The sequence below is a fragment of the Caballeronia jiangsuensis genome, assembly GCF_046030135.1.
GTDB lineage: Bacteria > Pseudomonadota > Gammaproteobacteria > Burkholderiales > Burkholderiaceae > Caballeronia > Caballeronia jiangsuensis.
The window spans coordinates 1-15,794 of record NZ_JAQQDB010000019.1; the positions used below are offsets into that span (position 1 = coordinate 1).

General features: G+C 64.3%; 6 protein-coding genes. All 6 read right to left on the reverse strand.

Translation table 11 applies throughout. The features are described from left to right. Nucleotides 1–72: 72 nt before the first annotated feature. On the reverse strand, nucleotides 73–3,006 hold the full coding sequence (gene treY, locus PQR08_RS20650; protein ID WP_250484312.1) for a malto-oligosyltrehalose synthase: 2,934 nt from the start codon (nucleotides 3,004–3,006) through the stop codon (nucleotides 73–75). Further along, nucleotides 3,003–5,219 carry a 4-alpha-glucanotransferase gene (gene malQ, locus PQR08_RS20655; RefSeq protein WP_250484313.1) on the reverse strand — a complete coding sequence of 739 codons (2,217 nt, stop codon included), beginning with the start codon at nucleotides 5,217–5,219 and terminating at the stop codon, nucleotides 3,003–3,005. Before malQ ends, treY begins: the two co-directional genes overlap by 4 nt. Continuing rightward, a complete protein-coding gene (gene treZ, locus PQR08_RS20660; protein WP_250484314.1) occupies nucleotides 5,216–7,114 on the reverse strand; it encodes a malto-oligosyltrehalose trehalohydrolase in 1,899 nt (632 codons plus the stop codon). Before treZ ends, malQ begins: the two co-directional genes overlap by 4 nt. A 37-nt stretch (nucleotides 7,115–7,151) precedes the next feature. Further along, entirely contained in the window at nucleotides 7,152–9,377 is a 2,226-nt protein-coding gene (gene glgX, locus PQR08_RS20665) for a glycogen debranching protein GlgX (protein WP_250484315.1), read from the reverse strand. Nucleotides 9,378–10,187: 810 nt separating this feature from the next. Next, the gene (gene glgB, locus PQR08_RS20670) at nucleotides 10,188–12,413 is read right to left on the reverse strand and encodes a 1,4-alpha-glucan branching protein GlgB (protein WP_250484316.1); all 2,226 of its coding nucleotides are present in this window, start codon (nucleotides 12,411–12,413) and stop codon (nucleotides 10,188–10,190) included. After that, a complete protein-coding gene (gene treS / locus PQR08_RS20675) occupies nucleotides 12,400–15,786 on the reverse strand; it encodes a maltose alpha-D-glucosyltransferase (RefSeq protein WP_250484382.1) in 3,387 nt (1,128 codons plus the stop codon). The genes glgB and treS overlap by 14 nt, the downstream gene beginning before the upstream one ends. Nucleotides 15,787–15,794: the final 8 nt, after the last annotated feature.

Sequence of the window (15,794 nt, forward strand, 5' to 3'; positions counted from 1 at the left end):
AGCCAATAGACCGACACCAACACAGGATTCCACGCGAGAAGAACGCGCGAACGCACGACCCAACCCAACCCCTCAAACCTTCGGCACACCTTCCTCAACGAGCAGAGCCACCGGCATCGCCGCCAACGCATCACGCAAAAACAACCTCTCACCCTCAGCCTTGGGCGCATTCGGACTCAACCAGTCGAACAACGCACGCGAATGCAGCGCTTCGGGAAGCACGACCGAAGTATCCCCCCAACGCTCCGGCTCGACGATCGGCACGTCACATCCCGCGCCTAACAACGGCGCCGCGAGCCGCGTAGCAATCACGATTGCATACGCGCTCCCCGCATGCCGCGCATACGCAATCACCCGCCCCGCATGCTCGCCCTGCACGTCGAGCGCCACATACTCGCCCTGAGCGAACAACGACTCGCAATGCTTGCGCAAGGCCAAAGCCCGCCTCACGAGCGACAGCTTCACACGCCCGTCGCGCCAGTTCGCGAGCTGCTCCGAAGGCGGTCCTTTCTCTTCGACCTCAGCGAGCCACTGCCGACGCAATTCATAATCGACAGGCCGGCGATTGTCCGGGTCCACGAGACTAAAGTCCCACAACTCCGTGCCCTGATAAAGATCCGGCACACCCGGCGATGTCAGTCGCAAAAGCGTCTGCTGGAAACTGTTGATCGCACCGAGCGGTCCGATGCGCGCGACGAACGCCGACAACTCCTGCAGGAAGCCATTGCGCCGCTGCGGCGCGACGATATCGAAGAGAAAATCCTTGCACGCATTCTCATACGCTTCATCGGGGGCGAACCAGCTCGTGCGCAACTTCGCCTCGCGCAACGACTTCAGTTGCCATCCCGCGACACGCTCCGCGAGCGCGTGAACGCCCGCCTCGTCGTCGGGTTCGAGCGTCATCGGCCAGCAGCCGACGAGCGTCTGATACAGCATCGCCTCCGCGGCCGGTCCCGGCGCCCAGTCATTGACATCGCTCGTCTCGCCGTGTCCGCCGCTCGGGCCACGTCGCAACGGCGTGTTCAAGGTGGACCATTGCCGAAGCGTCGCGGCCCATTCATCGGGAATCTCGCTCAACGCCGCGATGCGCGCGCGCACATCCTCGCCGCGCTTGTGATCGTGCGTCGCCGTGCAGAGCATCGCGTGCGGAAACGCATCGAAGCGTTCTCGATTGCCCGCGTGAAACGCATCGACGGACAGCGCGAACTCGCCCGGATCCGCGCCGACTTCATTGCGCGAAATAAGGCGTCCGTAGCGATAACACGCCGTATCCTCGACGGCCTTCGCCGCCACCGGCGATGTGAGTTGCGAGAACAGCGTCTGCGCCGCGCGACGCTGCGAGCCGCTCGATGACGGCGGCGTCTGCGTCGCCGGCGCCTGATTGCGATCGCGCTCGCGATTGCGCTCCGCGGCGCGATCCCGTCCACGCTCGGGACGTTCGTTGCGCTCCGGCGGCGGCGGCAATTCATCGGGCAGCTTGCCGCCGAGCCATTGCGCGACCTGATCGAGCACGACATGATCCGCGCGCGCAAGCACGGCGCGCGCGGCTTCGAGCGCCTGCGAGAAGAAGTGTTCGTCCTCGGGGCTGCGCACGCCGCTCACGGGATAGATGCGATACACCGGAAACTGCACGACGAGTTCGGCGACCGCGCGCCTGATCGACGTGAACGTGAAATCCCGCGTGGTGTGCGCATCCCGCGCGATGCGATGCAACGCGCGCGTCACGCGGTCCAGTTCGGCCGACAGATTCTCCGCGAGTATCTTGCGGCGCGCGGCGAGCGCTTCATCGGCGAAAGACGCGCTCTTGCCCGTGACCTCGGCCCACAGTGCGGCGAGCGGCTGCGCGCCCGCCGGATCGTGCAGCAGCGCGCCGACATCGTTCATGAAGTCGTAGCCGGTCGTTCCATCGACCTGCCACTCGCGGCGCAACGGTTCGCCTCGCGCGAGTATCTTCTCGACGACGAAATACGTGTGCCCATTGCCGTGCCGCAACGCCTCGGGACGCTCTTGCGACAGCTCTTCCAGCCGCGTTCGCAGGCGCTGGCAATACTCGCGCGGCTCGGCGAGACCATCGACGTGATCGACTCGCACGCCATCGATCAGACCTTCGGTGAAGAGCCTGAAAATCAGCGCATGCGATGCCTCGAACACCTCGGGCCGCTCGACGCGCACGCCGCCCAGCGTGCTCACGTCGAAGAAGCGCCGCCAGTTCACTTCGTCGGCAGCGGTGCGCCACCATGCGAGCCGGTAATGCTGGCGCTCCAGCAGCCGATGCAGCCGGTCGCGGCCCGCGGGCGTGTCCGGCGCGTGTGCGGCGAGGATCGCTTCGATCGCGGCACGGCCGCCCTCGGTCTGCGCGATGGTGACGAGCGCGGTGCGCGCATCGGCGGCGCGCGGTTGATCGGTCGGCTGCGTCGTCAGGCCGACAAAGCGTTGCGCAAGCTCCGGCGCTTCCTGAAACACGGCGGGGTAATCGACCGGGCAAACCGGAAACACGTTCGAGTAATACTCGATGACGAAACGCCCTTCGTCCGCGCGATACGCGAGCCGGATCTTGCCGTTCTGCAACTCGTCGCCATAGGCGCCGCCGAGAAACGGCGCGAGCACCTTGCCGCGCAACGCGGGATCGGGGGAATGCCAGTCGACGTCGAAGAATCGCGCGTGCGCGGCGTGCCGGCCCCATTCGAGAATGTCCTGCCACCATGCGTTTTCCGATCCGCCGACGCCCATGTGATTCGGCACGATATCGACGATCAGTCCCATCTCGTGCGCGCGCAGCTTCTCGACGAAGCGCCGCAAACCGTCTTCGCCGCCCAGTTCGGGATTGACCAACGTGTAGTCCACGACGTCATACCCGTGCGTGGAGCCGGCGGTCGCGGTCGTGATCGGCGACACGTAGGCGTGACTCACGCCGAGCCGCGCGAAGTAGTCCACTTGCGCGGCGGCATCGTCGAAAGTGAAGCCCTTATGAAGCTGAAGCCTGAGCGTGGAACGCGGTACGGTCATGGTGATTCGGGTTTCGATGTGTGTTCGTTCGGTTGCACGGAGCGCTTGCGCGCAGTGTCGACGGCGAGCAGGCGGTCCGAAAATGCATCGTCGAGAAACAGCTCGTCGACGGGCAGGGCGAGCCGCCTGCGCCAGTTCGGATGCTCGTCGATCGAGCCCGGCAGGTTCGGCTGCTCCGCGAGCGCGAGCAGGTCTTCGAGCGGATACGTGACGAGCGGCGCGGGCGTCGCGGCGACGAAGGCGAGCGCTTCATCGACGGGCGCATTGTCGATGTCGGGCGCACCCACGTCGTCCGGTGCGATGCCCGCGTCCTGGAACGCGCGCCACAAATTCTCGCGATCGCCGCCACGCTCTTCGAGCGCCACTTCGACGGCGTCGCGGCCATCCGCGCGCGCCATCGTCTGGCCGATCTTCGAGCGCCACACGATGTCCTCGCCGCGCCACCATCCGGTGACGGTCGGCAGGTCATGTGTCGTCGTCGTCGCGGTGACGCCGCTGTCCCATTCGCGCGGCGGCTTGAAGCCCGGGCCGTCCACTTCGCGTTCGAACCACAGCACGCGAATGCCCAGCAAGCCGTGCTCCTGCAAGCGCTCCGTAAAGCCGGGCGGCACGGTGCCGAGATCCTCGCCGACCACGATCGCGCGATGCCGCCACGATTCCAGCGCGATGAGCCGCAGCATGTCCTCCAGCGGATAGCGCAGATACGCGCCGTCCTTCGCGCTTTCGCCCTCGGGCACGAGCCAGAGCCTGCGCAAGCCGAGAATATGATCGATGCGGATGCCGCCCGCGCGCGCGAACGCACAGCGCAGCATGTCGATGAACGCCGCGAAACCCTGCGTGCGCATCGCGCGCGGCGAGAAGGTCGTGAGTCCCCACGACTGCCCCGCCTGATTAAAGAGATCGGGCGGCGCGCCGACGGACACGCCCGTGAGCATCTCCTCGCGATACGACCACGCGTGACTGCCCGCGCTGTCGCAACCGACCGCGAGGTCCGCGACGAGGCCCACGGCCATGCCCGCGTCGCGTGCGGCGTGCTGCGCGTGCATGAGTCCCTTCGCGGCGAGCCATTGCGTGAAGAGATAAAAATCGACTTCGCGCCGATTGGCGTTCGCGAATTCCGTCACTTCGGCGCTGCGCGGATCGCGCAAGGCTTCGGGCCAGTTGCGCCAGTGACCTTCGCCGTTCGCAGCGATCTGCGCGGCCTGCAGCGCTTCGAAGCGCGCATGATCTTCGAGCGGGCGGCCGCCTTTATCGACGAAATCGGCGAAGTCCTTCGCGAAGGGCGAATCGCGGTCTTCGGAGAAGGTATCGAAGAGCGCGCGCAGGATCGCGAGCCGCGCCTTCGATGCGCGCGGCCAGTCGATCAGCGCAAGCCCTTCGAGTTCGGCGAGCTCGTGCGCCACGCCCGCTTTCTCGATTGCCGCACGCGCGGCGGGCGCGCCGAGTACGGCGGCGGGATCGACATGAGCGATGTTGAGAAAGAGCCGCGACGACGGCGAATACGGGCTGAACTTGTCCGGCTCGGCGCTGAACATCGCGTGCATCGGGCTGATCGCGACCGCATGTCCGCCGCGCTTCGCGGTCTGCGTCGCGAGCGACGCCAGCGCCGTGAAATCGCCGATGCCGCCATCGCCGTTGCGCCGCAAGCCGTACACCTGCGCCGCGACGCCCCACAGCGGCGGCGCGTGAGTCGAGTTCGCCGCGTCTTCGTCGAGCGTGCGCCACGCATCGTCGATCGTGTAGCAGCGCGCGGGCGCGACCGCGAGCGTCGTGTGATGGTCGTTGATGACGAGCGTGTGATAGCCCGGCTCCGCGATCGGCGAGAGCAGCGCGATCTCGCCCTTGGGCGACGTGAACCGCCCGTCGATGACCGCGCCGCTTTCCAGTTCGATGCGATAGCGCGCCCCCGATTTTGCCGCCGACACCGGCAGCGCAATGCCGCGATCCACTTCGGCGGTGATGAGCGGCGGCAGCTTGCGCCCGCTCATCTCGGCATCGACGGCGGCCATGCTCTGCCTGATCTGCGTGGCGTTGCCGCACGGCAGGCCGAGTTTTTCGAGCAGGCTGCGCAGTGTAGTCTCCGGCACGCGCTGCATTATCTTGTGCGCGTCTTTCCATTCGATCTCGAAGCCCGCGCGTTCCGCGAGCGCCTCGATGCTGCTCACGGGGCGCGCGGCCTTCGTGTCGTTCGGGTTGCTGGCGGCGGCGCTCACGAGACCTTCCCTTCGGCCGATGCCGGTTCGAAGCGGCGCGCGTCGTGCGCGATCGCGTATTCGTTCACCTCGCCGGTGACCCATGCGAGGAACGTGCGGCCGCCGAGTTCGCCGTCACGCGCGCGATCCTGTGCGCGCGCCGGCGTCTCGAAGATGAGCTTGCCCGGCGGCTGCTCCTTCAACGCGATGGCGCTCTCGCCGAGATTCAGCGCGACGCTCAGCGTCTCGCCGTCGCCGAGCTTCCAGCGCGCGACGAGCGCCTTGTCGCCGAGTACATCCGCTCCGAGCGATTTCGCGCCCTTCAGACGCGGCGTCACGAGCTTCGCGCGCACCGTAAGCGCCGAGCGATAGAAGTGCAGCCATTCGAGCCGGTCCGCTTCGTCCTGTTTGTCCGACAGCTTCGGCGACGACATCTCGAAGGTCTTCGCGTCGTTCGGATCGGGAATCTGCGCGCGGCGCTTTTCATCGGTGAATGCGGAGAACTTCGCAAACTCCTTGCGGCGGCCTTCGCGCACCGCGTCGGCGAGCTGATCGTGATAGTCGGTGAAGAACAGGAACGGCTGCTTCGATCCGTATTGCTCTTCCATGAAGAGCAGTGGAATCTGCGGCGACAGCAGCAGCAGGCCCGTCGCGGCGAAGAGCGACTCGTCGTCGGTCAGCGAGCGCAGGCGATCGCCCATTGCGCGGTTGCCGATCTGATCGTGGTTTTGCAGAAACATCACGAAGCGCGTCGGCGGCAGATGCGCGCTCGTTTCGCCGCGTGGCTTGCCGTCGTGTATCGGCGACGGATCGCCCTGATACGCGAAACCTTCCGTCAGCACGCGCGCGAGCTTTTCGATCGGCTTGTCGCAATACGCGCCGTAGTAGCTCTCGTCCTCGCCGGTCAGCAGGACGTGCAGCGTGTTGTGCGCGTCGTCGTTCCATTGCGCGTCGAAATGCGTTTCGAGCAGATTCGCCGTGTTGTGCTCGTTCTCCAGCACGAGATGCACATGACGGCTCGCCTCGACCGAACTGCGCACGCGTTGCGCGAGCTCGCGCAGCCATTCGTCGTCGTTGATCGCGTGCACCGCATCGAGGCGCAGGCCATCGAAACGGTATTCGTTGAGCCAATACAGGGCATTGTCGAAGAAAAGATCGCGCACTTGCGGGCGCTCGAAATCGATCGCCGGGCCCCACGGCGTGTGCACGCCTTCACGGAAAAAGGTTTTCGCATACGCGTTCAGATAGTTGCCGTCCGGGCCGAAGTGGTTGTAGACCACATCGAGAAAGACCATCAGGCCGAGACCATGCGCGGTATCGACGAGCTTCTTCAGATCCTCGGGACGGCCATACGCCGAGTCGGGCGCGTAGGGCAGCACGCCGTCGTAGCCCCAGTTGCGCGTGCCGGAGAAATCGTTGAGCGGCATCAGTTCGATGGCCGTCACGCCCAGTTGCGCGAGCTCGGGCAGACGCGCGGTGACGCCCGCGAAACCGCCCATCGCGCCGACATGCAGTTCGTACAGCACGGTTTCTTCCCACGGCCTGCCGTGCCAGTTCGTGTGCGTCCAGCGATATGCGCGCGGATCGACGACTTCGCTCGGACCGTGCACGTCCTGCGGCTGAAAACGCGAAGCGGGGTCGGGCACGGCGAGATCCTTGTCCAGCCGATAGCGATACAGCGTGCCCGCGCCGCCGTCGGCTTCGGCTTCGAACCAGCCGTCGCCGGTCGACTGCATGTCGACGAGTTCGGGCGCGCCGCCCGCGCGCTGGATTTCCACTTGCACGGCATCGCGCGATGGCGCCCAGAAACGAAAGCGCGTGCGCGGATTCTCGCGCACTGCGCCCGTCAGATGAGCGCCGAAAGGAAGGCAATACGCATGATGATGCTTGTGCGGATCGATCGGACGTTCGGACATGATTTCCTGCCTGTATTGCTGCGATGGACTGCGAGTGTCAGTGGGGCGAATCGGTTTCAGGCTCACGATGCGACGCAATCGTGCCGGGATCGGGCGGCAGCGCCGTCAGAAGGCGCGGACCCTGATGCGCGCCCGCCATCCAGACCGCCTGCCAGTCCGCCTCGCCGGTCGGCTCGGCCAGCATCACCACGATGCTGTGCGGCGCCAGTTCCACTTCGCTGCCGACGAGCGGCCGCGTCACGGAGTCGGGCTCCGCGCTATCAAGGAGCACGTTCCATTCCAAGTGCGGCGCGGGCGGCGTGAACACGAGCGCCTGCGACGATGCATTGAACATGATGAGCAGCACGTCGATTTCGCCGTCGATGCCCGGGCCGGCGCGCCGCAGCGTGAGCGCGCGGCCTTCGGGGTCCTGCCATGCTTCGATCGCGAGCGCGTTGCCGCGTTCATCGAACCAGCTCACATCGTAGAGTCCCGGCAGCACTTCGCGGTCGCCGTAAAGGAAGCGCGTTTCGCGCAGCACCGGGTAGTTTTTGCGCAGTGCAATAACCCTTGCGACGAACGCCGTCATCTCGACGCCTTGCGGGCTCTGCGCCGCGTCCCAGTCGAGCCAGGAAATCTCGTTGTCCTGGCAATAGGCGTTGTTGTTGCCCTGCTGGGTGCGGCCGAACTCGTCGCCGGCGAGGAGCATCGGCGTGCCGAGCGAGAGCAATGTCGTCGCGGCCATCGAGCGGGCGAGACGTGCGCGCACTTCGAGGATCGCGGGGTCGTCGGTGGGGCCTTCGACGCCCCAGTTCGCGCTGCAGTTTTCGTTGTGGCCGTCGTTGTTGCCTTCCTGATTCGCTTCGTTGTGCTTGTGCGAATAGGCGGTGACATCGGCGAGCGTGAAACCGTCATGCGACGCGACGAAGTTCACCGACGCCCACGGTTTCCTGAAGCGGCGATTGAAGAGTTCCGCGGAGCCGGTGAGGCGCGCGGCGAGATCGGGGCGCATGCCGGAATCGCCGCGCCAGAAACGCCGCACGCCATCGCGATACTTGTCGTTCCATTCGGCGAATCCCGGCGGATGATTGCCGACCTGATAGCCGTCCGGCCCGATGTCCCACGGCTCGGAGATGAGCTTGCGCGTGGACAGGACCGGGTCCTGGCGGACTGCGTCGAAGAAGCCCGAGCCCGGATCGAAGCCGTGTCCTTCGCGGCCGAGCGTCACGCCGAGATCGAAACGGAAGCCGTCGATGTTGAACGCGGTGCTCCAGTAGCGCAGCGAATCCATCACCATCTGCAGCACGCGCGGATGCGACAGGTTCAGCGTATTGCCGCAGCCGGTCTCGTTGATGTAGTGGCGTTCGTCGCCGGGAATGAGGCGGTAATAGCTTGCGTTGTCGAGGCCGCGCCACGAGACGGTGGGCCCGAGTTCGTTGCCTTCGCACGTGTGGTTGTAGACGACGTCGAGAAACACTTCGATGCCCGCCGCGTGCAACTGGCGCACGGCGATGCGCATTTCGTTCAGACGATGCGTCGAGAGATAAGAAGGCTCGGGCGCGAAGAACGCGGCGGTGTTGTAGCCCCAGTAGTTCTTGAGACTGCGCTCGACGAGAAAGCGGTCGTTCAGAAACGCGTGCACCGGCAGGAACTCGACGGCGGTGATGCCGAGCTTCTGCAAGTGCTCGATGAACCACGGCGACGAGAGCGCCGCGAACGTTCCGCGTTCGTGCTGGCGGATGTCGTTGCGCATCATCGATGTGCCGCGCACGTGCGTTTCGTAGACGATGGTTTCGCCCCATGGCGTGTCGGGGCGCACGTCGCGCGACCAGTCGAAGGCGTCGTCGGTGACGATGCACTTGGGCATTGCGGGCGCGGAGTCGCGGCGATCCATCGACATGTCGAGCCGGTTCGAATGCACGCGATAGCCGAAGAGCGCGTCCGACCAGCGCCACGGACCGACGAGCTTTTTGGCGTAGGGGTCGAGCAGCAGCTTGTGCGGATTGAAGCGATGCCCCTGTTGCGGCTGATACGGGCCGTGCGCGCGGAAACCGTAGACGGTGCCGGGATGCGCACCGGGGAGGTAGCCGTGCCAGATTTCATCGGTGCACTCGGGCAGATCGAAACGCATTAGCTCCTTGCGGCCGGTGCTGTCGAAGAGACAGACCTCGATGCGGTGCGCGTTCGATGAAAATACCGCGAAGTTGACGCCCAGACCGTCCCAGTTGGCTCCGAGCGGGTAGGGTGCGCCCGGGAGCAACTTGTCGGGGAGTGCATTTGCCATGTGGGCGGTCCTTTGGTTTTTTGCCTTTTTTTGGCGGTTCGGTAAGTTTATGCCTTTGTTTCGGGGGTGGTTTTGGGTTGTTGAGGGGTTATTTGCTGCGGTTGTTTGTCTGTGCGGTAGCGCGCTTTTGGGTTCTGGCTTGTTGTCGTGAAGTCCTGATTTCGCGTCGGTCTATTAGCACTGCCCCTCCCCGGGGCGGGGGTCACTTTCTTTGCTGCTGCAAAGAAAGTAACCAAAGAAAGCAGCTCGTTCAGGCCCGCGGTCACACGTAGTTTGGCCATGCTTGCCAGCCCGCAGTGGCACTCGCCTAAGTGTCGCCCTCGAAGGACATACCGGGCTTGGCTCGCGCACGGTCTGACACATCGCACCACAGAACACACTGGTTCAGCACCAAAGAGCTCCGGCCCGCTTCGCGGCCGACCGGTCAATCGGGTCGGCGCGTGCTTCTTTGCAAACACCGCCATCTCAATGCACTGCACATGTTCTCCGTTGGTTTCCCTTGCGGACCCAACGGCAGCGCGTAGCGCAGTGCCGAAGCTCTTTGGTGCTGAACCAGCGCGCTATAACTTATAGCGCGTCAGACCGTGCGCGATCCAAGCCCGATGGGGCCTATGAGAGCCACACTTAGGCGAGTGCCACGTGCGGCTGGCAAGCATGGCCAAACTGCGTGTGACCGCGGGCGGTGAGAAGCTGCTTTCTTTGGTTACTTTCTTTGCAGCAGCAAAGAAAGTGACCCCCGCCCCGGGGAGGGGCAGTGCTAATAGACCGACATGAAATCAGGATTCCACGAAAGCCCCGCGCAAAAAACCCTCAATCCGCTCGCAAAACAATCGTCGCCAACGGCGGCAAGGTCAACGCCGCCGACTGTTCCTTCCCATGACTCGGATAGTCATCCGAATGAATGACCCCGCCGTTCCCCGTATTCGATCCGCCATAAATGGCCGCATCCGAATTGAACACCTCACTCCAACGCCCGCGCCGCGGCAATCCAATCCGATAAGCCAGCCGAGGCACCGGCGTCATATTGCACACGACGACAAGATCATGCCCTTCGGCATCCGTGCGCCGATACGCATACACGCTGTTCGCATTGTCATCACCGACGATCCACTCGAATCCGCGCGCATCGCTGTCCAGCTTGTGCAACGCAGGCTCGCTCGTATAGAGATGATTCAGATCGCGCACGAGCTTCTGCAAACCGCCATGCAGCGAATCGTCGAGCAGATGCCAATGCGGCGATTCATCGTGATTGAACTCCGCGAACTGCCCGAATTCGCCGCCCATGAACAAAAGCTTCTTGCCCGGATGCGTCCACATGAAGCCGTAATACGCGCGCAGATTGGCGAACTTCTGCCACCGGTCGCCCGGCATCTTGTTGATGAGCGACCCCTTGCCGTGCACCACTTCATCATGCGACAAGGGCAGCACGAAGCGCTCGGAATACGCATACACCATCCCGAACGTATAGAGATGATGGTGATACTGCCGATAAACCGGATCCTCCTGCATGTAATGCAGCGTGTCGTGCATCCAGCCCATGTTCCACTTGAAGTCGAAGCCGAGGCCACCGCTCTCGACATTCGCCGTCACGCCCGGCCATGCAGTCGATTCCTCCGCCACCGTGATCGCGCCCGGAATCTGCCGCACTTCATGATTCAGGCGCTTCAAAAACGCGATCGATTCGAGATTCTCACGCCCGCCGTATATATTCGGCACCCACTCGCCCGCCTTGCGCGAATAGTCGCGATACAGCATCGACGCAACCGCATCGACGCGCAATCCGTCGATGTGATAACGCTTCAGCCACGCAAGCCCCGACGCAATCAGGAACGCGCTCACCTCGTTGCGGCCGAGGTTGTAGATCATCGTGTTCCAGTCCTGGTGATAGCCTTCGCGCGGGTCCGCATGTTCGTAGAGCGGCGTGCCGTCGAACTGCACGAGACCGTGCGCGTCGTTCGGAAAATGCGCCGGCACCCAGTCGATGATCACGCCGAGCCCCGCCTCGTGCGCGCGGTTCACGAACTCCGCGAACTGCTCCGGCGTGCCGAAGCGCGCGGACGGCGCGAACTGCCCGAGCGGCTGATAACCCCACGAGCCGCCGAACGGATGCTCCGCGATCGGCATGAATTCGAGGTGCGTGAAGCCCATGCCCTTCGCATACGGAATCAGGCGCTCGGCAAGCTCGTGCCAGTTCATGCCGCGATTGGCTTCCTCCGGCACGCGCAGCCACGATTCGGCGTGCGCCTCGTAAATGGTGATCGGCGATTGCGGCGTCTGCTTGCCGCCGCGCGTGCTCATCCAGTCGGCATCGGTCCATGCGTAGTGATCGATCGCATCCGCATCCGCGACCACCGATGCCGTCGACGGCGGCTTCTCGCTCTGCATCGCGCAGGGATCGGCCTTCAGCGGCAGCGTGTGGCCATCGCGCGTGACGATCTCGTACTTGTAGCGCGTGCCCGCGCCGATGCCCGGAATGAACAGCTCCCACACGCCCGCGCCGTGACGCAGGCGCATCGGATGCCGCCGTCCATCCCATGTGTTGAAGTCGCCGACCACGGATACGCGCCGCGCATTCGGCGCCCACACCGCGAAGCGCACGCCCGCGACATTGCCGTGCGTAACCGGCCGCGAGCCGAGGCATTCGAGCACCGCATACGGGTCCGCCTGCGAGAGGCGATCGAGCCATTCATCGGACAGCACGGGGCCGAACGAATACGTGTCGTGCGTTTCCTGCGGCGTGCCGTGCCAGTCGACCTGCAGGCGATACGCCGTCGGCCGTTCGACGAAGCCCGCGTAGAGACCCGCATCGTGGATGCGCGCGAGCGAGCCGATGTGCTCGCCGTTGCCCGAATCCGTCACGCTCACCGATGATGCGCCCGGCAGGAACACGCGCACGACATGTCCCCGATCGGTTTCATGCAGGCCGAGCATCGAGAACGGGTCGGGATGCCTTGCCTCGACGAGCGCGTCGATGTCGAGCGGATTGAGTCCGTGCGCGGGATTTCTGGAATCCGCCGGATCGCTACGATTGTTCATGGTGGGTTCCATCCGGATTGTCCTTGGTTGCTCCGAATACGGGTCGCGTGCCCGGAGCGGGCGGCTCGCCCGTGTCTCCCAGCAAGCGGCTCGCGAGCGACGCGAGACCCCGCAACGGAAGGCCGATCCAGGTCGGCCGGTTCGCTGCTTCGTAGCGGATTTCGTAGGCGGCCTTTTCGATCAGGAAGAGATCGAGCAACGGTTCGAAAACGTCTTCGGCCGCGATCGTTTCAGGCGACGATGCGATCGCCGCCATGTACTCCCGCAAGAAGCTCTCCTCGGCGAAGGCGCGCAGCCGTTCGAACAGCGCGCGCTTGCGATCCGCGGTCTGAGCGGGCGCGTTCTCGGTCGTCGATTGCGCGGCCGCGCTCGCATACGACAGCGAACGCAGCAGTCCCGCGACGTCGCGCAGCGGGCTCGTCTTCCTGCGGCGCTCCTCGAGCGCACGGGCGGGTTCGCCTTCGAAGTCGATCAGATACGCATCGCCCTGCGCCATCAGCACCTGGCCCAGATGGAAATCGCCGTGAATGCGGATGCACAGCGCATCGGCGCCGGCCGCGACCAGTTTCTTCACGGCATCGACGAGCAGCGCGCGGCGATCGAGCAGGCTCTGCGCGAGGAAACGGTCGTGCTCGTTGAACTCGCCGATCTTCTGCGCAAGGATATCGAGCGCCGATTCGAGCAGCTTCAGCGTGCCGTCAATCCAGCCCTTCACGTCCTCGGGCGTCGCGCGTTGCGGCGCGAAGGCTTCGTCTTCGGTCGGCGATGCGAGCGCGACATGCAGCTCGCCCAGCCGCTTGCCGATCACGCCCGCGATGTTGCCGTAGCCCGAGAAGCCTTCGGTTTGCGCATCGCGCTCCGCCGTGTGTTCTTCCGATTCCACCACGACCGCGAGTTCATCGACGGTGCGGCGCAGATAGTCGAGCGCGTAGTTCCACGCATCACCCTGATTGTCGATAAAGCCCTGCAAAATGACGAGCGTATGCGGCACGCCCTGCGGATCGACACGCACCACTTCGCCATAGAGCGGGCCGGTGTTCGCATAGCCGAGCTTCGTCAGATAGCGGCTCATCTCCGCTTCGGGATGAATGCCGCCGACGACACGCCGCACGAGCTTCAGCACGACCTTGTCGCCGATCACGAGCGAGCTGTTGCTCTGCTCGGCCGCGAGCCAGCGAATCTCGGGCAGATCGGTGGGATAGTAGTTGAGCTCGTTGAGGCGCTCGGTCGGAATGAAACGGATCTCGCTCTTTTGCACCGTCGGCACGACCGCTCGTTCCTTCAGCTTGCGCATCACGCCGTAGGTGAATTGCGGCACCGAGAACGCATCGGTCAGATGCCCGATGTTGCGGTTGCGGCGCACGCGCGCCAGCGCGAGCTGCATGTAGAGCGGCGATGTCGTTTCCGTGCCCCACGCGATGGAAAGGGGCAGCACGTAGCGCTCGCAATGATCGCCGACATCGGCTTCGATTTCCGTGAACGCGAAGCCCGCGCCTTCGATCGTCGTCAGCGCGGCGAGGCGCACGCCATGCAGCTTCTGATCCTTCGACGCGAACCAGCGGCGCTTGCTCAGGTAGTTCGGCAGCACTTCGGATTCGAGCAGGCGCACGTTCTCGGGCGTCGGGCCGGTCTGTCCCGCGCGGATCACCATCGTCACGAATTCAGGCAACTGCTCCGACGGCGCCTGCGCCCACGCCGGACGGAGGTTGCCCGGGCAAAGCTGGAACCACAGAAAGCCGTAGGGCGGGAACGTCAGCAGATACGTGAGCTTGCCGATGGCCGGGAACGGCGAATCGGCGGTCATCTCGAGCGGCACCGAGCCATCGAACTCCGACAGGTCGAGCTCCACCGCCTGCGGCGCGCGCGACAGATTCGCGACGCACAGAATCGGCGGCTCGCCTTCGAGCTCGCGCAAATAAGCAAGGATCTTGCGATTCGCGGGCCGCAGGAAGCGGATCGTGCCGCGTCCGAACGCGTGCTTCGAGCGGCGCACCGCGAGCATCTTGCGCGTCCAGTTCAGCAGCGAATGCGGATCGCGGCTCTGCGATTCGACATTCACCGCGTCATAGCCGTAGAGCGAGCCCATCACCGGCGGCAATACCAGTTGCTCGGGATCGGCGCGCGAAAAACCGCCATTGCGATCGGACGACCATTGCATCGGCGTGCGCACGCCGTCGCGGTCGCCCAGGTGGATGTTGTCGCCCATGCCGAGCTCGTCGCCGTAATAGATGACGGGCGTGCCGGGCATCGACAGCAGCAGCGAGTTGATCAGTTCGATGCGGCGGCGATCGCGTTCCATGAGCGGCGCGAGACGCCGGCGAATGCCGAGGTTCAGGCGCGCGCGGCGATCGCTCGCATAGGTGTTCCACAGATAGTCTCGCTCGGAGTCCGTGACCATTTCGAGCGTGAGCTCGTCGTGGTTGCGCAGGAAGATCGCCCATTGATTCGTGGTGCCGAGATCGGGCGTCTGACGCATGATGTCGGTGATCGGAAAGCGGTCCTCGCTCGCGATCGACATGTAGATGCGCGGCATCAGCGGGAAGTGGAACGCCATGTGGCATTCGTCCTCGTCGCCGAAATATTCCTTCACGTCTTCCGGCCACTGGTTCGCTTCCGCGAGCAGCATGCGGTTCGGATACTCCGCATCGATCGTCGCGCGAATCTTCTTCAGGATGTCGTGCGTTTCGGGCAGGTTCTCGTTGTTCGTGCCTTCGCGCTCGACGAGATAGGGCACTGCATCCAGCCGCAGCCCGTCGATGCCCATGTCGAGCCAGAAGCGCATCACGGAGAGCACTTCCTTCAGGACCGCGGGATTGTCGAAGTTCAGGTCGGGCTGGTGCGCATAGAAGCGATGCCAGTAGTACTGGCCCGCGAGCGGATCGTGCGTCCAGTTCGACGGCTCCGAGTCGATGAAGATGATGCGCGTCTCTTCATACTTCTTGTCCGTATCGGACCACACGTAGTAGTTGCGATGATTCGATCCCGGCTTCGCATGCCGCGCGCGCTGAAACCACGGATGCTGGTCCGACGTGTGATTGATGACGAGCTCGGTGATCACGCGGATGCCGCGCGCGTGCGCTTCCTGGATGAAGCGCTTGACGTCCGCGATCGTGCCGTAGTCCGGATGCACGTTGCGGTAATCGGCGATGTCGTAGCCGTCGTCGCGGCGTGGCGACGGATAGAACGGCAACAGCCAGATCGTATCGACGCCCAGCTCCGCGATGTAGTCGAGCTTCGCGAGCAGGCCGGGGAAATCGCCGATGCCGTCGTTGTTCGCATCGAAGAAAGACTTGATGTGAACCTGATAGATGATCGCGTCCTTGTACCAGAGCGGATCGTCGCTGAGAATCGAGGCCTTCTTGTTGCGCTTCACCCTTGTAT

Coding starts and splice junctions, on each gene's coding strand:
- treY (WP_250484312.1), bottom strand. CDS start 3,006: ATGACCGTACCGCGTTCCACGCTCAGGCTTCAGCTTCATAAGGGCTTC.
- treZ (WP_250484314.1), bottom strand. CDS start 7,114: ATGTCCGAACGTCCGATCGATCCGCACAAGCATCATCATGCGTATTGC.
- glgX (WP_250484315.1), bottom strand. CDS start 9,377: ATGGCAAATGCACTCCCCGACAAGTTGCTCCCGGGCGCACCCTACCCG.
- glgB (WP_250484316.1), bottom strand. CDS start 12,413: ATGAACAATCGTAGCGATCCGGCGGATTCCAGAAATCCCGCGCACGGA.